The sequence below is a fragment of the Staphylococcus sp. HMSC069E10 genome (assembly GCF_001809205.1).
GTDB lineage: Bacteria > Bacillota > Bacilli > Staphylococcales > Staphylococcaceae > Staphylococcus > Staphylococcus hominis.
The window spans coordinates 91808-110394 of the sequence record NZ_KV796495.1; the positions used below are offsets into that span (position 1 = coordinate 91808).

An 18587-nucleotide genomic window follows, 5' to 3' on the forward strand; every position below is an offset into this window, starting at 1 on the left:
ATCCATCTCCACGCGCAAATTGTTGTAAGGCCGACTGAATAAACTTCTTACTGTGTTCAACCTCAGTTGTGTATGCTACAAATGGCAAGAACTCCGCTAGATACTCACGATTACTATCTACTAATTTAAAAAGTTGATCCGCTTCTCGTTCTTCTAATATTTTTAATTTTAAGTGGTCATTAATTTGATATCCAAACATAATTAAAACCTCCTATATTTTCAAAATATTCGATAAATTATAAGTATAATAACATAATTACATACATTAAAAACATAAACTTATTAAATATTTGTAAAATTTTAAACTTATTCATTATTCTTTTAACGATATATGTTAAGCTTTTATACATCTGTTTTATTAAATTTGAAAGGAGTTAAATACATGGAAAACAAATCTAAACAGTTTTCAAATGTATTTATTTTTGCTTCAGTTATTGTAGGGTTACTGGTAATTATTGGAGCCATCTTCCCTAATCAATTTGGTTCAATTTCTGGAGCAATCGGAAGTTTTATTACAGAAACATTCGGTTGGTACTATATGTTACTTATTAGTATTATTCTGATATTTTGTATCACTCTTATTTTTCATCCAATTGGAAAGCTTAAGTTAGGAAAACCTGATGATAAACCAGAATTTAATACTATTTCATGGTTAACAATGCTATTTAGTGCAGGTATGGGTATTGGACTTGTATTCTATGGATCTTCTGAGCCCATTTCACATTATCTATCGCCACCAACAGCGAGTAAAGAAACAGAAGCTGCTCTAGCTGAAGCCATGCGTTCAAGTTTCTTACATTATGGACTACATCCTTGGGCAGTTTACGGTATTGTTGCATTAGCTCTTGCATATACACAGTTTAGAAAAAATGAATTAGGACTCATTTCTCGTACATTACGTCCTATTTTCGGAAATAAAGTAGAAGGTCCATTAGGTACTGTTGTAGATGTTTTAGCCGTTTTTGCTACTATTATTGGGGTTGCAGTGTCACTTGGTGTTGGCGCCATGCAAATTAACGGTGGTTTAAATTATTTATTTGGAGTGCCAAACAATAAACTTATTCAAGGCATTATTATTCTTATTGTTACAGTTTTATTCTTAATTAGTGCTTGGAGTGGTTTAAGCAAAGGTATTCAGTATTTAAGTAATTTAAATATGCTTTTAGCTGCGATGTTACTTATTATTATTCTAATTGTAGGTCCTACAATTTTAATTATGAATATGTTTACATCCTCAATTGGTGAATATTTGAATACACTTATTTTTAATAGCTTTGATGTTGCTCCACTTAACTCACAAAAACATGAATGGTTACAGTCATGGACTATTTATTATTGGGGCTGGTGGATGAGTTGGTCACCATTTGTAGGTATCTTCATTGCACGTATTTCAAAAGGTCGTTCGATTCGTGAATTCGTTATCGCAGTATTAGGCGTTCCTACAATTATTAGTATGCTATGGTTTACAGCCTTCGGTATTACTGGTATTGAAATTGGTAAGCAATCTAAACATATCTTTAGTATGCCACCTGAAACACAATTATTTGGTATTTTCAATGAGATGCCTATGGGTGCAATTTTATCGTTTATCGCTATTATCTTAGTAGGCTCATTCTTTATTACATCCGCAGACTCAGCTACATTTGTATTAGGTATGCAAACATCATTTGGTCGTTTAAATCCATCCGGTTTTGTTAAGATTGTTTGGGGCGTCATGTTATCAGCGATTGCCTACGTACTTTTACTATCTGGTGGATCGACAGGTCTAGATGCTCTGCAATCAGCTGCTATTATTTCAGCATTACCATTTAGTTTTGTTGTTATTTTAATGATGATTTCATTTTTCAAAGATGCAAATCAAGAAAGAAAATTCTTAGGTTTAACTCTACAACCTGATCATCAACGTAAAAAGGACTATATTAAAAATAACACAACTCAACAATCTAAAATCAAATAGGACAGAATCTGAGACATCATTAAATGTCTCAGTTTTTTATTGATAGCCGATGATTGAATTGAACATGCATTTGTCGCAAGCTTTTTTCAACCTTAGTCCTCTTTTTTGGGAACGACACATTCAAAATAAATTCTATCTACTCTTGTAGTTTATATAAGATATCTTCTAAAACTTTACTATAAAATAAAAGGTCACAACGAATTGAAGACATTCGTTGTGACTTTATTTTTAAAATGTTCCTGGATTGAAATTAGTTTTCCATTTATTAAATGGCCAATATCTCCAAACGACTTTACCTACAAGTTGTTTTTTATCTACTAGACCTACAACATCAACTCGGCTATCTATACTATTTTGTCTATTATCTCCTAAAACTAAATATTTATCTTTAGGAAGTTTCATTTCATCATTTGAACCTTTAATTTGACTTGATTTAAATGAGCCTGTTAAATATTGACCTTGTTTATGTTTCTTATTGTAATCTAAATACGGTTCAGACACTTTTTTATTATTTACATATAATTGGTCTCCCTTATATTCTACTGTATCCCCTGGTGTACCAATCACACGTTTAATAAAATCACGTTTTGAATCTTCATGAAATACAACGACATCACCATTATCAATGTGATTCATAGATTTAGAAATTTTACTTATAATCACTTTATTGCGATCTTGAAACGTTGGATACATTGAAGATCCAGATACTGTATAGGAGACGCCAATAAACTTTGTTACTACAATAACAACCAGTAGCCCCACTACAATGGATATAACCCACTCTATGATTTCTCTTTTCACATTTCATCCCGCCTATCATCTTTTCTTATTCTCAATTACTTCTACTCTATCATACATACTTTTCAAACACGTTTCATTCTTCTTACGACTGATTTTTATTTGAATCTTTCACATTCGTAAGATACCCCTCTTACTTTGTAAGGTTAGATAAAGGCACCGCTTCATTCACCCTTTTAAAATAAGAAGTGTAATAGAGATAAGGAGTGATGAGATTGAAATTATTATTACGAATTATATTAACTATTCTTGTAATTATTGTAGTCATTATAGGTGGTTTATTTGGATTAAACGCATATTCAGACCAACATCCTAATAATCGTTCTATCAATGATTGGAATAAATTAAATCCCTTAGCGCCAACGCATGAGTATTATGTTAAGACTCAAAAACCATCAAAAGTGGAAGTCGTTGATAAGGAAAAAGACTTCTATATCTACCATTACAATCAAACAGGTTACACCAAAGATGGTAAAGCTAAAAACATTGATTATACAGCGTCTAAAAAATTAAAACAACATCATTACTTAGTTGTAAGCGAAAAATCTCACACCATTACATCATATACAGAAGTAAAACAATCAGACATTCCAACTAAAGCGAAAGAAAAATTATAAAACTTACAAGGAGTATGATAATCATGCCTATTTTAAACGTTAATCATGTATCAAAAATTTATGGAACGAAACAAAAATTTAAAGCACTACACGATATTAACTTTTCAGTCGATAAAGGAGAATTCGTTGCCATTATGGGACCATCTGGTTCAGGTAAGACAACCCTTCTTAATGTTATCAGTTCAATTGATAGCATTTCAGACGGTACTGTAGACATCAGTGGCAATGAAATAAACCAGTTGTCTAATAAAAAATTAGCACAATTTCGTAAGAAAGAACTTGGTTTTATTTTCCAAGATTATAGCGTTTTACCTACATTAACAGTCAAAGAAAATATTATGTTACCATTATCTGTCCAAAAAATGAAAAAAGATGAAATGGAAAAAAACTATCAAGACATCACAAAGGCACTTGGTATTTATGATTTAAGTGATAAATATCCTAGTGAAATTTCTGGAGGTCAACAACAACGTACAGCTGCTGCACGTGCTTTTGTACATCAACCATCAATTATTTTTGCAGATGAACCCACAGGTGCACTTGATTCAAAAAGTGCACAAGATTTACTTCATCGCTTAGAAGATATGAACAAACAATTTAATAGTACGATTATTATGGTTACTCATGATCCTTCAGCAGCAAGTTTTGCACAACGCGTCATTATGTTAAAAGATGGCGATATTCATTCAGAAATTCTTCAACAAAGTAAAACAAAATCTAAATTTTATAATGAAATCATTCAATTACAATCAGCCCTAGGTGGTGTGGCAAATGACGTTTAATCAAATTACATTAAAGAATTTAAAAAGTAATATCAAACATTATGTATTATATCTTTTTTCATTAATCTTAAGTATCATCTTATATTTTAGTTTTGTCACATTACAATACACACATAGCTTAAATAATGGTTCATCAAAAATAATCAATCAAGGTGCAAAAGTTGGTTCAGTTTTTTTATTCATTACGATTATCATTTTCTTAATGTATGCGAACCATCTATTTATTAAACGTCGCACACGCGAATTTGCATTATTCGAACTCATTGGACTAACACGTGGTAACATTCTTAGAATGCTTGCTATCGAACAAATCACTTTATTTATTAGTACAGGCATTATTGGCGTTATTATTGGTATTTTAGGTTCAAAATTATTGCTTTCAATATTAATAAAACTGATGCATTTACACATTCATGCATCTATAGGATTTGAAGTAGCTGCTTTAATTCAAACAATAATCATGCTAATGTTAGCGTTTATTCTAATTATGTTAGAAGATGCTATCTTTTTAAAACGAAGAACCATACTTTCTATGATGAAAGACAGTATGAAAACAGAGGCAGTAAAAGCGAAAATCACCACGCCAGAATGTATTGCTGGTATTCTCGGGCTCATAATGATTATGTTAGGTTATTATATGTCTACAGAAATGTTTGGTAAATTTCAAGAATTAACAATGGCCTTATTAACGCCGTTTATTATTTTATTCTTAACTGTAGCAGGCGCATATTTGTTTTTCAGAAGTTCAGTTTCAATTATTTTTAAATCTTTAAAAAAATCAAAACATGGTCGTGTCTCTATCACTGATGTCGTCTTTACATCTTCGATTATGTATAGAATGAAGAAAAATGCGATGTCTTTAACTATTATTACAGTCATTTCAGCAGTTACAGTAACAATCTTGTGTTTCGGAGCAATTAGTAAAGCAAATGCTGACTTTAATATTCAATCATCGTCACCTCAAGATATTAACTTTACTAAAGTAAAGATGGCCCAACAATTTGAACATCAACTTAACCAACACGGTATACCATATACAAAAAAAACGTATGAAAATGCCAATACCCATATTATTGAAAATGATGTCATTAAAAGTAAAACGGGTAACGCAATGCAAAATGAAAGTATATCGATTATGGCTGATCCTCATATCAAAGGTAATCACGCTACAATTACAAATTTACAAGGTCCACTTTCAATGATGTTTAATGTTCAAATCCATAAAGATTTAAAACTAAAAGGGCAACAAGTAAAGACATTTTATGTAGATAAAAAAGATTTAAATGAAATCATTCCAATGGATGCTTCATTGGGTGGACCAGTACTTAAAATCAGCGCAGATAACTATAATGCTTTAAAAACAAAAAATCAACTTACACATCATTATGGTTTTAATATTAAGCATCATAGCGATCTTTCAAAAGCTGAAACATTAGCTAAAAAAGGAAAACAAAATGTAGTTTTAAAAAGTGAAAACAAAAAAGCAATTGATGAAAGTAATGGCATTCTTATATTTGTCACTTCTTTCTTAGGTCTTGCATTTTTAGTAGCAGCTGGTTGCATTATTTATATTAAACAAATGGATGAAACTGAAGATGAAATAAATAATTATCGTATTCTGCGACGTATTGGTTTTACGAATACAGATATGATAAAAGGACTAGCTTTAAAGATTATATTCAATTTCGGTTTACCATTAGTGGTTTCTTTACTCCATGCCTTTTTTGCAGCAAACGCATTTATGATGTTAATAGGTAATTATACATTGACACCTATCTTCATTGTCATGGTTATCTATTCACTTGTATATCTGATATTTGCAGTTATTTCGTTCATTCATTCAGAACGCATCATTAAAGACGCCATTTAAATAATAGATTGAAAGGAAATGTTAAAATGACTATTAAAGAAATTATTCAACACGCATATGACGACTTATTAAGTTTAAAAGTAAATGGGTTTAATGGTATCATGTTAGCTCTGATAGTATTAGTTGCTAGTAGTATTACAACGCCATTTATTGGTGTGCCGGTAGGCTTACTTGGCGGTGGCTATATTTTGAAAAGATACGAAGAAAATAAACATTAGAATTAAAAAAAGAAGCTCAAAATGAATTGAGCTTCTTTTTTTTTATTCAACATTATATGCATCTAAAATCACTTTTAATAACTTTTTAATATAAGCTTCATTAAGGACGTTAGGTTTAATCAATATATTGAAATAAATCGGTGAAAAAATTAAATCAATAAATAAATCTTGGTCCGCTTCGTCAATATATTTAGAAATAATGGTCTTCAATATTTTACGATTGCTATCAAAATAACCTTTCATAAATATGTCACGTGCTTCAGATTGTTGATAACTAATTAATATTTCAATCACAGCACGACCTAAATGAGTTTGATAAATATTCATAACTCTTATTAGAAAATGATACAATTCATCGTACATCGTTTTATAATCATTTTCAAAAACGTGGATTCGACTGACAAACATATCGACAATAATAGATGATTTATCTTTCCAACGTCTATAAATCGTCGCTTTAGAAACACCTGTATTTTCAGAAATTTGATCTATTGTCATATCTCTAAAATAAGTCGTTTCTAATAACTGATCAATTTCTTTAAATATTTTTTCATTGATTGTTGGATCTTTCGGTCTTCCAGCCATCTTTTCTCCTTCTTAAACGTGAAATAAATTCTACAATTTCAAAGATAATTACTGCACTAATAAACCATACAACAAAACCAACCAAAATACTAAGTAACCACTCATGTGTAGAATATAACATTGCCCATGTTGCTAAGATACTACATAATACACCTGTCATACCAAAAACTGCACCTCTACTAACATGTTTGGCAACGACATCTCCATGTTGCATACCAGTAATAAATAAAGAAACAAGAAATACTGCAGGTAATGTTGCAAAAACGCCACCTAATTCTTTCCAAGGTAGCATAACTGAAATAATATAACTTAACATAACAGCTAAACCACCCACGAGAAATTTGATAAAAGTTAATTTCATTAAAAAATCCTCCAAATATTAAGAAATGTGTCGTACCGCAAAAATAGCAATTGAAATGACTAACCAACAAATAAATGCAAACGCTGTACCTTTTTTATAATCTCGTTTATTTATATAAATCGACGTAATAAATACTGTAATGATGCAAGAAATAATACCTATTATAGCTCCTGAACTAAGATGTATCGACATTTGAATCAGCTGTTCTCCTCGATGATCTATGGCTAAAGCAATAATAGCTGCTAGGTAGACTGCCGGCATAGTCGCAATAATGCCACCCATTTTTCCTCCTACTTTCTCAGCCATAATCGATGCAAAGGCAACAGCGATCCCTCCAATCACAAAATGAAGTATCGCACTTGAAATTGATATTCCGAACACATGAAACCCTTCTTACCTTAATTATTAAACGATACGTTTCGTTTAATAATATTGTAATTCTATTTTTAAACTATGTAAATATGAAATAAAGAATCCATTATTATAAAATAGGTGACAAAAAAAGAACAGGATACTGAATGCAACATTCATTCTACCTGTTCTTTTAGTCATTAACGTTTATATATTTTTATTTTAATTTCATAATAATCCTCGTAATCTTTATCACGATGCTCAACATGAATACCCGAGTCTTCAATGGCTTGAATACTCTTACCAACTTCATCACGTGCTTGTGTCAAATCTTTAGAAAATTGGAATGTTTTTGCTTTTACTTTTTCAGGGCCTAATTTTTGTTTCACACGAGCTTCTGTCTGTTTGACATTCAATTTCTGAGCAATAACTTGTTCAATCAATTGTTCTTGATCCGCTTCTTTTAAGGATAATACTGCGCGTGCATGGCGTTCTGTAATTTTACCTTCACGTAATCGTACAATTACTTTTGGTGCTAATTTAAGTAAGCGTAATTTATTAGCTATAAAACTTTGGCTTTTTCCAAGACTTTGCGCTAACTCACTTTGAGTGGTTTGTCCAATTTCAAGTAACTTTTTATAAGCTTCGGCTTCTTCTATTGCAGATAAATTTTCACGTTGGATATTCTCAATAAGGGCCACTACAGCAGTTTCTTCATCATTCATATGACGAATAATGACGTCTGCTTTAGATTGATGCAAGGATTGTAATGCTCTAAATCGTCGTTCACCTGCAATAATTTCATACATATTCTCTTCTATAGGTCGAACGACAATGGGTTGTAATAACCCATGTTCTTCTATCGACTCAGCAAGTTCTGTAATTTTACTTGAATCAAACACTTGGCGCGGTTGATAACGGTTAGGTACGATACGCTCTATTTGAATGGATTCCACACTTGAATGACGATTTTCTTCAATATAATCAACGATGTCTTCTTTATTTTTTAAACCAAATAGTTTAGAAAAAGGTTTTTTCATTGTCCATTCACTCCTCTTAAAATCAATTTTAACATGAGTAACCGAAAAATTGATTAATTTTCTAATAAAGGAGCTTTATTAGGTGTACCAGGTTTTCTAGGATATTTTTTAGGCGTTTGACGGCGCTTATCAACTATAATCATTTGTCTTTCACCTGCATCTTCTGGTAAATCAAATGTGTAAGAATCACTAAACTCTCCACCTAAGATGCTTATACCAAATTGTGCTTCTGCTAATTCTTCTTCACCTTTTGCAGACTTTAATGCAATAAACTGTCCGCCTTTTTTAACTAACGGCAAACATAACTCACTTAGAACAGTAAGTCTTGCCACTGCACGTGCTGTTACCACATCATATATTTCTCTATTGACACCTTTACCAAATGTTTCTGCTCGATCATGAACAAAACTTACTTGTGTTAATCCAAGTTCAACAGCTAAATGATTTAAAAACTGAATACGTTTATTTAATGAATCGACAATGGTTACCTTCAATTCTGGAAAAACAATTTTTAAAGGAATACTTGGAAATCCAGCACCAGCCCCTACATCACAAAGTGTTAGTGGTTGATTAAAATCATAGTAAAATCCAGCTGTAATAGAATCATAGAAATGTTTCAAGTAAACTTCATGCTCATCAGTAATACTTGTTAAATTCATTTTTTCATTCCATTCAACAAGCAAACGATAATAGGTTTGAAATTGTTGTTGTTGTTGTTCTGTTAATTCAATCCCTTGCTCACTTAACGCTTTTGTTAACCATTCGATGCCACTCATTAATTTTTCACCCTTTGTAATTTACCTTGTTCTAAATATACAAGTAAGATAGAAATATCTGCAGGATTAACACCTGAAATACGTGATGCTTGCGCAATATTTAATGGTTTAACCTCTGCTAATTTTTCTCGTGCTTCAGTAGCTAAACTATCCACTTTACTATAATCTAAGTCTTCTGGAATTTTCTTTTCTTCCATACGTTTAACTTTTTCAACTTGTTGTAATGATTTATTGATGTAACCTTCATATTTCGTTTGAATTTCAACTTGTTCTTCTACCGCTTCTGGTAACTGATGTGTTTCTTCTAATATCTCTAAAATTGTATCATACGTCATTTCAGGACGACGCAATAAATCAATGGCTAAGATACCATCTTTTAAGCGTGAACCACCATGAGCTTCAATCACAGATTGCGTATGTTCATTTGGTTTAATACGGATATTTGATAAACGGTCAATTTCATCTTGAATTTGTTGACGTTTATCATTAAAACGTGCATAACGTTCTTCAGAAATCATGCCTAAGTCATAACCAATATCAGTTAAACGTAAGTCGGCATTATCATGACGTAATAATAAGCGATATTCAGCACGAGAAGTCAATAAACGATAAGGCTCATTCGTTCCTTTTGTTACTAAATCATCAATTAAGACACCAATATAAGCATCTGAACGACTTAGAATTTTTTCGCCTGTACCTAATACTTTACCTGCAGCGTTAATACCTGCCATAATGCCTTGACCTGCTGCTTCTTCATAACCAGACGTACCATTAATTTGCCCTGCAGTGTATAAGTTTTTAATCATTTTAGTTTCTAATGTTGGCCATAATTGTGTTGGCACAATCGCATCATATTCAATCGCGTAACCTGCACGCATCATATCTGCTTTTTCAAGACCCGGAATAGTAGCTAACATTTGGCGTTGAACATGTTCAGGAAGACTAGTTGATAAGCCTTGCACATAAACTTCATTCGTATTACGTCCTTCTGGTTCTAAGAAAAGTTGATGACGTGGTTTGTCATTGAAACGTACAAATTTATCTTCAATAGATGGACAATAACGTGGGCCTGTACCTTTAATCATACCTGAGTACATAGCTGATAAATGTAAATTATCATCAATGACTTTATGTGTACGATCATTTGTATACGTGAGCCAACAAGGTAGTTGGTCTAAAATATATTCGGTAGTTTCAAAACTAAACGCACGACCAACGTCATCGCCAGGTTGAATCTCAGTTTTAGAATAGTCGATTGTCTTAGAATTCACACGTGGCGGTGTACCTGTTTTAAAACGCACAACTTCAAACCCAAGTTCTCTTAAGTTATCAGCTAATGAAATAGATGGAAGTTGATGGTTTGGACCACTTGAATATTTCATATTACCTAAAATGATTTCTCCACGTAAAAATGTACCTGTCGTGATGACTACAGCTTTCGCATGATACTCTGTACCTATATTCGTACGTACACCTTTAACTTCATCATTTTCAATCAATAATTCGTCTACCATACCTTGCATGATATCTAAGTTATCTTCATCTTCAATGACACGTTTCATTTCTTGTTGATAAAGCACTTTATCAGCTTGAGCACGTAATGCACGAACTGCTGGACCTTTACCAGTATTAAGCATGCGCATTTGAATGTGTGTTTTATCAATTGCTTTAGCCATTTGGCCACCTAATGCGTCGATTTCACGTACTACTATTCCTTTTGCTGGGCCACCGACTGATGGGTTACATGGCATAAAGGCGATATTATCTAAGTTAATGGTTAACATTAACGTTTTAGCACCACGTCTTGCTGAAGCTAATCCCGCTTCAATTCCAGCGTGACCGGCACCAATAACAATTACGTCATATTCTTGAACCATTGAATTGTCCTCCCTATTTTTTCCTTAATTATTATTATTCATTTTAGACTACTGACCGTCTTAATTTTTATCATTTACCTAAACAGAATTGACTAAATAGCTGATTAATTAATTCATCACTTGCTGATTCTCCAATAATTTCTCCTAATATTTCCCATGTACGAGTTAAATCAATTTGAACCATATCCATAGGAATACCAGCTTCAGCTGCATCAATGGCATCTTGAATTGTTTGTCTTGCTTGTTTTAAAAGTGAGATATGTCTAGAGTTTGAAACATAAGTCATATCTTGATTTTGTACTTCTCCACCAAAGAACAAATCTCTGATTTGTAATTCTAATTCGTCGATACCTTCTTGTTTTAACATTGATGTTTGAATAAGTGGTGTGTCCCCTATCATAGTTTTAACTTCTTCAATATCTAATCGACGTTCTAAATCTGTTTTATTAACGATAACAATAGCATCTTCATTTTTTATGACTTCATATAATGTACGATCTTCTTCAGTTAAAGGCTCGTTATTATTTAATACAAAAAGAATTAAATCCGCTTCACTTAATGCTTTACGTGAGCGCTCTACGCCTATTTTTTCTACAATATCTTCAGTATCACGAATACCTGCTGTATCAACAAGTCTTAATGGGACACCACGTACATTAACGTATTCTTCTAATACATCTCGAGTTGTTCCAGCTACTTCAGTGACAATGGCTTTATTATCTTGAATAAGATTATTTAGCATTGAAGATTTACCTACATTCGGTTTACCGACAATCACTGTAGATAATCCTTCTCTCATAATCTTACCTTGAGTTCCCGTTTCTAATAATTGATCAATTTCATTTTTAATTTTTTTAGACTGCGCAAGTAAAAATTCCGTTGTTGCATCTTCAACATCATCATATTCTGGATAATCAATGTTCACTTCAACTTGGGCAAGAATTTCTAATATCGATTGACGTTGTTGTTTAATTAAATCACTCAAACGACCTTCAATTTGATTCATTGCAACTTTAGAGGCTCTATCCGTTTTAGAACGAATGAAGTCCATGACTGCTTCTGCTTGAGATAAGTCAATTCGGCCATTTAAAAACGCACGCTTAGTATATTCGCCAGGTTCCGCCATTCTAGCGCCATGTGTCATGGTAAGTTCTAGTATGCGATTAATTGTCAAAATACCCCCATGACAATTAATTTCAATAATATCTTCACGTGTAAAGGTTTTTGGTGCACGTAAAACTGAAATCATCACTTCTTCTACAACTTCATCTGTCTCAGGATCTATAATATGGCCGTAATTAATAGTGTGTGATGGAACATCTTTTAATTGTTTCTTTCCTTTATATAACTTATCGCCTATTTCAACCGCTTCTGGACCAGACAACCGTACAATACCAATTGCACCTTCTCCCATTGGAGTTGAAATACTTGTAATTGTATCAAAATCCATTATCCATTCTCGCCTCCCTAGTTAAGTAAAATTTCAATATAATATTGTAATAAGTTTCTAATTAAATTGCGAATATATTGTTTTATAATCTACTGGTTAGTCTTCGGTTTGTCTAACATTAGACTTCCGTCAGTCTAAATTTATTTAATTCTCTTATTAAATACCTTTGCTATTTTCAATACATGTTCTAAACTGCCTTGAATCTCTAAAGTTGACATGTTTTTAGCAGGTTGTCTCGCTATTACAATAATATCTTTTGAAATCATATCTTGCTTATGCACTTTAAAATTTTCTCTAATGGCACGCTTAATACGATTTCGAGTTACAGCATTTCCGATTTTCTTAGAAACGCTAATGCCTAAGCGAAAATGTTCATACTCATTGTTTAATGTATACACAACAAATTGTCTATTGGCTACAGATTTTCCCTTTTTATAAATTTTTTGGAACTCACTATTCCTTTTTATACGATAAGCTTTCTCCACGCTTAAATCACTCGCTTACATTGTTCTTTATGTTACATTCATCTATTAAAATGTGTGGGTTTAAAACGAAAAAAAAGACCACTGAGAAGTCAGTGATCTTATGCTGATAAAACTTTACGGCCTTTACGACGACGACGCGCTAAAACTTTACGGCCATTTTTAGTGCTCATACGTTTTCTGAAACCATGAACTTTACTATGTTTACGTTTATTTGGTTGATAAGTACGTTTTACCATGCAAAACACCTCCATCTACATATTATATCTCGTTCACTAAATCTACTTCTAATGAACCTGACTATTTTAATAGATAAATGATAATTGTTAATATCAAATCATTTTGATTTAATTCGATTTTATCTAGTCATAATTCAAGCAACTACTACAATATAACAAATTACCATTTATAAAGCAAGCAGCTTTTGAAACCAATTAATGAATTTCAAGACGGTCTTTTAGTTATATCATTTTCATTTTTAATATTTATACATTTCATTGATTCAGTAGCTTCTCAATTTTATACATATTTAATACACGTTTATAAATTATTTCCCAAACCTGTTATAGTACATTGAATTATGGTATCATTTTTTATCCACTTATTCACATATAGTATTTAATTTTTTGTGGATAATCAATAGCATATTCACAGATTTATACCAAATTTACAAACATATTCACAGCCATTTGACATCTATTGCAGTTAAAAAGTATAATTGTGTGGATAAGTCGTCTGAATCATTTATCTTATAGGATTTTTTTATAAATTCTATACGTGTTTTTACTGTGTATAAATCATAGCATATATAAAGTTATCCACCGAATGTGATTAACTTGTGGATAATTATTAACATGCTGTGATTATTTTTATCCACGCTTATAAAAACTGTGTATAAGTCTTAAATTTATAGAAAGATGGAGTTTATATATGTCGGAACAAGAAATTTGGAAAAAGGTATTAGAAGTAGCTGAGTCAGAGATTTCGAAAACAACGTTTAATACGTTTTTAAAAGACACTGAACTTAAAGAAATTCGCGACAATGTTGCTTACATCTTTGTTATTCATGAGTTTTATGCTGATTGGTTAAACTCAAATTATAAAGATGTAATTCAAACAATTATGAAAGACATCATTGGTTATGAAGTTGATCCAAAATTTTACACTGCTGAACAACTCGCTGAACTTGATGAAACGAGTCGTAAACAATCAAATACTGTAAACAAAACGTCTGCCATTGATGATAGCCATGATGATATCGATCAATTTAATACGCATAATACGTTTGATACATTTGTGATTGGTCCTGGCAACCGCTTCCCACATGCAGCAAGCTTAGCTGTAGCTGAAGCACCTGCACAAGCTTATAATCCATTATTTATCTATGGAGGCGTAGGATTAGGGAAAACGCATTTAATGCATGCCATTGGTCATCACGTACTAAGTAATAAACCGAATGCCAAAGTGCTTTATACTTCAAGCGAAAAGTTTACAAATGATTTTATTAAATCCATTCGTAACAATGAACCTGAAGCATTTAGAGAAAAATATAGAAATATCGATGTATTATTAATTGATGATATTCAATTCATTCAAAATAAAGAACAAACACAAGAAGAATTTTTCCACACATTTAATGAATTACATCAAAATAAAAAACAAATTGTTATTTCAAGTGATCGTCCACCTAAAGAAATAGCAAAACTTGAAGATCGCTTACGTTCTCGATTTGAATGGGGTCTCATTGTTGATATCACGCCACCAGATTATGAAACACGTATGGCCATCTTGCAGAAAAAAATCGAAGAAGAGAACTTAGAAATTCCAGCAGAAGCATTGAATTATATTGCAAATCAAATTCAATCAAATATTCGTGAACTTGAAGGAGCTTTAACGCGTTTACTTGCTTATTCAAAATTACAAGGTAAACCGATTACAACAGAACTTGCTGCTGAAGCATTAAAAGATATTATTCAAGTTCCCAAATCTAAAAAAATCTCGATTCAAGATATTCAAAAAGTAGTTGGGCATTATTACAATGTACGCATCGAAGATTTTAGTGCTAAGAAAAGAACAAAGTCGATTGCATATCCACGACAAATCGCAATGTATCTATCTAGAGAATTAACTGATTTTTCATTACCAAAAATTGGTGAGGAATTTGGAGGACGCGATCATACTACAGTTATTCACGCACACGAAAAAATTTCGAATGATATTAAGGCGGATCCAATTTTCAAACAAGAAGTCGAAGATTTAGAAAAAGAAATACGTAAACAGTAATAGGAAATATGAATCTGTTATATAACAGCATTGCTAAAATATGACATTCAATATCAAAGATGATTGTGCTTCTAAATAATTTTATAAATATAGCAAGAATCTAGAAAAGGTTAAATTGTGGATAATGTGAAGAAGTAATACACATCATTAACAACTTATCCACATGTGTATAACTTTGATATAAAAGGCGTTTCATGAGATATCCACTAATCCACAAGCCCTACTACTATTACTATGATTTTAAAACCTATATAATTTAAGTATAAACGACTGGAAGGAGTTTAAATTAATAATGGAATTTACAATAAAAAGAGATTACTTTATCACACAATTGAATGATACATTAAAGGCAATCTCACCAAGAACAACTTTACCAATTTTAACAGGTATCAAAATTGATGCTAAAGATAATAATGTTATTTTAACTGGTTCTGATTCAGAAATTTCAATTGAAATCACGATTCCTAAACAAGTAGATGGAGAAGATATTGTTGATATTACTGAAACTGGATCTGTGGTTCTTCCTGGTCGTTTCTTTGTTGACATCATTAAAAAATTACCAGGCAAAGATGTTAAATTATCAACAAATGAACAGTTTCAAACCCTTATCACATCAGGACATTCAGAATTTAATTTAAGTGGTTTAGATCCTGAACAATATCCATTATTACCGCAAGTATCACGTGATGATGCAATTCAATTATCTGTAAAAGTACTTAAAAACATTATTGCGCAAACAAACTTTGCAGTGTCCACCTCAGAAACACGCCCAGTTTTAACTGGTGTGAACTGGCTTATACAAGATAATGAATTAATATGCACTGCTACGGATTCACACCGCTTGGCTGTAAGAAAATTAAAGCTTGAAGATGAATCGGAAAATAAAAATGTTATTATTCCAGGTAAAGCATTATCTGAATTAAATAAAATTATGAGTGATAATGATGAAGACATCGATATCTTCTTTGCATCTAATCAAGTATTGTTCAAGGTCGGTAACGTAAACTTTATTTCACGTTTATTAGAAGGTCATTATCCTGATACAACACGTCTTTTCCCTGAAAACTATGAAATCAAATTAGGATTAGATAACGGAGAATTCTATCATGCGATAGATCGTGCGTCATTACTTGCACGTGAAGGCGGAAATAACGTAATTAAATTAAGTACTGGAAATGAGGTTGTAGAATTATCATCTACATCACCAGAAATCGGTACAGTAAAAGAAGAAGTTACAGCAACTGATGTTGAAGGTGGCAATTTGAAAATTTCATTCAACTCAAAATATATGATGGACGCATTAAAAGCAATTGATAATGATGAAGTTGAAGTAGAATTCTTTGGTACGATGAAACCATTTATCTTAAAACCAAAAGCAGATGATTCAGTCACTCAACTCATTTTACCAATCAGAACATACTAGTCATTAAAGATTAATTAAAAAGTTAAAGTAGAACAGAGTTCTTATTGAATTACTGTTCTACTTTTTTATTGATTAAAACAGTAATTTTAAACTATCTCAGAGGTTCATAGTGAAGCTAAATTTAGTAAAACGTGGTTTTTATCTACAACTCATTATATTCGCTGAAATAGGCCTTAAAATTAAAAATTGAGATATTGTCTCTGATTATTTTTGTCATAATTTCAAAAAATCATCTATTTTTTACATAACAATTTAAAATAACAAAAACTTATTTAAAAGTAAACGGTTTCACACTTCATTTTAAATGAAATTTATTCCTAAAAAAGGTATAATATAGTAATGATATATAAAGAAATGGAGTGATTATTTTGGTTCAAGAAGTAATAGTTGAAGGCGAGATTACGTTAGGTCAATTTCTTAAAACAGAAGGTATCATCGAATCAGGTGGACAAGCAAAATGGTTCTTACAAGATTACGATGTTTTATTAAATGGCGAACGTGAAACACGTCGTGGAAAAAAGCTAGCTGACCAAGATCGTATCGACTTCCCTGATATTCCAGATATCGATTCATTTATTATTATTCATCAAGGTGAGCAATGAAGCTTAAAACACTCCAATTAGAAAACTATCGTAACTATGAAGCGGTTACGTTAAATTGTCATCCTGAAGTGAATATTCTTATTGGAGAAAATGCACAGGGAAAGACAAATTTACTTGAATCAATTTACGTCCTTGCTTTAGCTAAAAGTCACCGAACCTCCAATGACAAGGAACTTATACGGTTTAACTCTGAGTATGCTAAAATAGAGGGTGAGCTAAGTTATAGACACGGAACCATGCCATTAACGATGTATATAACTAAAAAAGGTAAACAAGTTAAAGTGAACCACTTGGAACAAAGTCGACTAACACAGTATGTTGGACATCTAAATGTGGTTCTTTTTGCACCTGAAGACTTAAATATTGTTAAAGGTTCTCCTCAAATTAGAAGACGATTTATAGATATGGAATTAGGGCAAATTTCTGCAGTATATCTCAACGATTTAGCTCAATATCAACGTATTCTCAAACAAAAAAATAATTATCTTAAGCAGTTACAACTTGGTCAAAAAACAGATAAAACGATGCTAGAGGTTTTAAATCAACAATTTGCACAATATGCGCTTAATGTCACTTTAAGACGTGAGCAATTTATTGAAGAATTAGAGGCTTTAGCACAGCCTATCCACGCTGGTATTACGAACCAACGTGAAACATTATCTCTAAAATATTTACCAAGTATTAAACTTAGCGATACAAGTAAAAATAAGAGTGAATTATTAGATGAAGTCATCACGTTATTGAATGAATATCAACAACGTGAAATGGATAGAGCAGTATGTTTATACGGTCCACATAGAGATGACTTAGGATTTAATGTGAATGACATGGATGCTCAAACCTATGGATCTCAAGGTCAACAAAGAACAACCGCTTTATCAATTAAACTAGCAGAAATAGAATTAATGAACATTGAAGTCGGAGAATATCCGATTTTATTATTAGACGATGTCTTAAGTGAACTTGATGATTCTCGTCAGACGCATTTACTCAGTACAATTCAACATAAAGTACAAACCTTCGTAACAACTACATCGGTAGACGGTATTGATCATGAAATCATGAATAATGCGAAACTTTACCGAATTAATCAAGGTGAAATTATTAAGTAATAG

At 31.9% G+C, this 18587-nt stretch carries 19 protein-coding genes and 1 pseudogene; 9 read left to right on the forward strand and 11 right to left on the reverse strand.

Annotation, left to right across the window (positions count from 1 at the left end; translation table 11 throughout):
- Nucleotides 1-13: 13 nt before the first annotated feature.
- Nucleotides 14-199, reverse strand: a pseudogene (locus tag HMPREF2561_RS09745) (RimJ/RimL family protein N-acetyltransferase); the annotation flags it as partial.
- 183 nt (nt 200-382) lie between these two features.
- Between HMPREF2561_RS09745 and HMPREF2561_RS09750 the strand changes: the two are divergent.
- Nucleotides 383-1957, forward strand: coding sequence for a BCCT family transporter (locus HMPREF2561_RS09750; RefSeq protein WP_070468725.1), 1575 nt, complete (start codon nt 383-385; stop codon nt 1955-1957).
- Nucleotides 1958-2185: 228 nt separating this feature from the next.
- Here the strand turns inward: HMPREF2561_RS09750 and lepB are convergent, their stop codons facing one another.
- Nucleotides 2186-2758, reverse strand: coding sequence for a signal peptidase I (gene lepB / locus HMPREF2561_RS09755; RefSeq protein ID WP_070468727.1), 573 nt, complete (start codon nt 2756-2758; stop codon nt 2186-2188).
- Nucleotides 2759-2964: 206 nt separating this feature from the next.
- On the opposite strand from lepB, the gene HMPREF2561_RS09760 reads away from it, so the two are divergent.
- From HMPREF2561_RS09760 to HMPREF2561_RS09775, 4 genes are read left to right on the forward strand one after another with little or no spacing between them, the layout of a single operon-like run.
- On the forward strand, nt 2965-3372 hold the full coding sequence (locus HMPREF2561_RS09760) for a YxeA family protein (protein ID WP_070468729.1): 408 nt from the start codon (nt 2965-2967) through the stop codon (nt 3370-3372).
- Between the two features lie 23 nt (nt 3373-3395).
- Complete coding sequence (locus HMPREF2561_RS09765) at nt 3396-4154, forward strand: ABC transporter ATP-binding protein (protein WP_070468731.1); 759 nt, start codon at nt 3396-3398, stop codon at nt 4152-4154.
- Nucleotides 4144-6024: an FtsX-like permease family protein gene (locus HMPREF2561_RS09770; RefSeq protein ID WP_070468733.1), complete on the forward strand. Its 1881-nt coding sequence runs from the start codon at nt 4144-4146 to the stop codon at nt 6022-6024. The genes HMPREF2561_RS09765 and HMPREF2561_RS09770 overlap by 11 nt, the downstream gene beginning before the upstream one ends.
- Nucleotides 6025-6050: 26 nt before the next feature.
- On the forward strand, nt 6051-6242 hold the full coding sequence (locus HMPREF2561_RS09775) for a VraH family peptide resistance protein (protein WP_070468735.1): 192 nt from the start codon (nt 6051-6053) through the stop codon (nt 6240-6242).
- A gap of 42 nt (nt 6243-6284) precedes the next feature.
- Here HMPREF2561_RS09775 and HMPREF2561_RS09780 read toward each other — a convergent pair whose 3' ends face one another.
- The 9 genes from HMPREF2561_RS09780 to rpmH form a co-directional block, all read right to left on the reverse strand.
- Nucleotides 6285-6827: a TetR/AcrR family transcriptional regulator gene (locus HMPREF2561_RS09780; RefSeq protein WP_017175630.1), complete on the reverse strand. Its 543-nt coding sequence runs from the start codon at nt 6825-6827 to the stop codon at nt 6285-6287.
- Nucleotides 6793-7188 (reverse strand): DUF3147 family protein, encoded by a 396-nt coding sequence (locus HMPREF2561_RS09785; RefSeq protein ID WP_017175629.1) that lies wholly within the window; start codon nt 7186-7188, stop codon nt 6793-6795. The genes HMPREF2561_RS09780 and HMPREF2561_RS09785 overlap by 35 nt, the downstream gene beginning before the upstream one ends.
- 18 nt (nt 7189-7206) lie before the next feature.
- The gene (locus HMPREF2561_RS09790) at nt 7207-7569 is read right to left on the reverse strand and encodes a DUF3147 family protein (protein WP_019834696.1); all 363 of its coding nucleotides are present in this window, start codon (nt 7567-7569) and stop codon (nt 7207-7209) included.
- A gap of 170 nt (nt 7570-7739) precedes the next feature.
- Nucleotides 7740-8579: a nucleoid occlusion protein gene (gene noc / locus HMPREF2561_RS09795; protein WP_049419849.1), complete on the reverse strand. Its 840-nt coding sequence runs from the start codon at nt 8577-8579 to the stop codon at nt 7740-7742.
- A 53-nt stretch (nt 8580-8632) separates the two neighbouring features.
- Entirely contained in the window at nt 8633-9355 is a 723-nt protein-coding gene (gene rsmG / locus HMPREF2561_RS09800) for a 16S rRNA (guanine(527)-N(7))-methyltransferase RsmG (protein WP_049419850.1), read from the reverse strand.
- Complete coding sequence (gene mnmG, locus HMPREF2561_RS09805; RefSeq protein WP_049419851.1) at nt 9355-11232, reverse strand: tRNA uridine-5-carboxymethylaminomethyl(34) synthesis enzyme MnmG; 1878 nt, start codon at nt 11230-11232, stop codon at nt 9355-9357. The genes rsmG and mnmG overlap by 1 nt, the downstream gene beginning before the upstream one ends.
- Nucleotides 11233-11302: 70 nt before the next feature.
- A complete protein-coding gene (gene mnmE / locus HMPREF2561_RS09810; protein WP_049419852.1) occupies nt 11303-12682 on the reverse strand; it encodes a tRNA uridine-5-carboxymethylaminomethyl(34) synthesis GTPase MnmE in 1380 nt (459 codons plus the stop codon).
- Between the two features lie 140 nt (nt 12683-12822).
- Nucleotides 12823-13167 carry a ribonuclease P protein component gene (rnpA, locus tag HMPREF2561_RS09815; RefSeq protein WP_017175623.1) on the reverse strand — a complete coding sequence of 115 codons (345 nt, stop codon included), beginning with the start codon at nt 13165-13167 and terminating at the stop codon, nt 12823-12825.
- A 98-nt stretch (nt 13168-13265) separates the two neighbouring features.
- Nucleotides 13266-13403: a 50S ribosomal protein L34 gene (gene rpmH / locus HMPREF2561_RS09820; RefSeq protein WP_000240855.1), complete on the reverse strand. Its 138-nt coding sequence runs from the start codon at nt 13401-13403 to the stop codon at nt 13266-13268.
- Nucleotides 13404-14094: 691 nt separating this feature from the next.
- Here rpmH and dnaA point away from each other — a divergent pair.
- From dnaA to recF, 4 genes are all read left to right on the forward strand, one after another.
- Entirely contained in the window at nt 14095-15447 is a 1353-nt protein-coding gene (gene dnaA / locus HMPREF2561_RS09825; RefSeq protein ID WP_002488122.1) for a chromosomal replication initiator protein DnaA, read from the forward strand.
- 289 nt (nt 15448-15736) lie between these two features.
- On the forward strand, nt 15737-16870 hold the full coding sequence (gene dnaN, locus HMPREF2561_RS09830) for a DNA polymerase III subunit beta (RefSeq protein ID WP_025987126.1): 1134 nt from the start codon (nt 15737-15739) through the stop codon (nt 16868-16870).
- Between the two features lie 359 nt (nt 16871-17229).
- Nucleotides 17230-17472 carry a S4 domain-containing protein YaaA gene (gene yaaA / locus HMPREF2561_RS09835; protein ID WP_170999996.1) on the forward strand — a complete coding sequence of 81 codons (243 nt, stop codon included), beginning with the start codon at nt 17230-17232 and terminating at the stop codon, nt 17470-17472.
- Nucleotides 17469-18584: a DNA replication/repair protein RecF gene (recF, locus tag HMPREF2561_RS09840; protein WP_017175622.1), complete on the forward strand. Its 1116-nt coding sequence runs from the start codon at nt 17469-17471 to the stop codon at nt 18582-18584. Before yaaA ends, recF begins: the two co-directional genes overlap by 4 nt.
- Nucleotides 18585-18587: the final 3 nt, after the last annotated feature.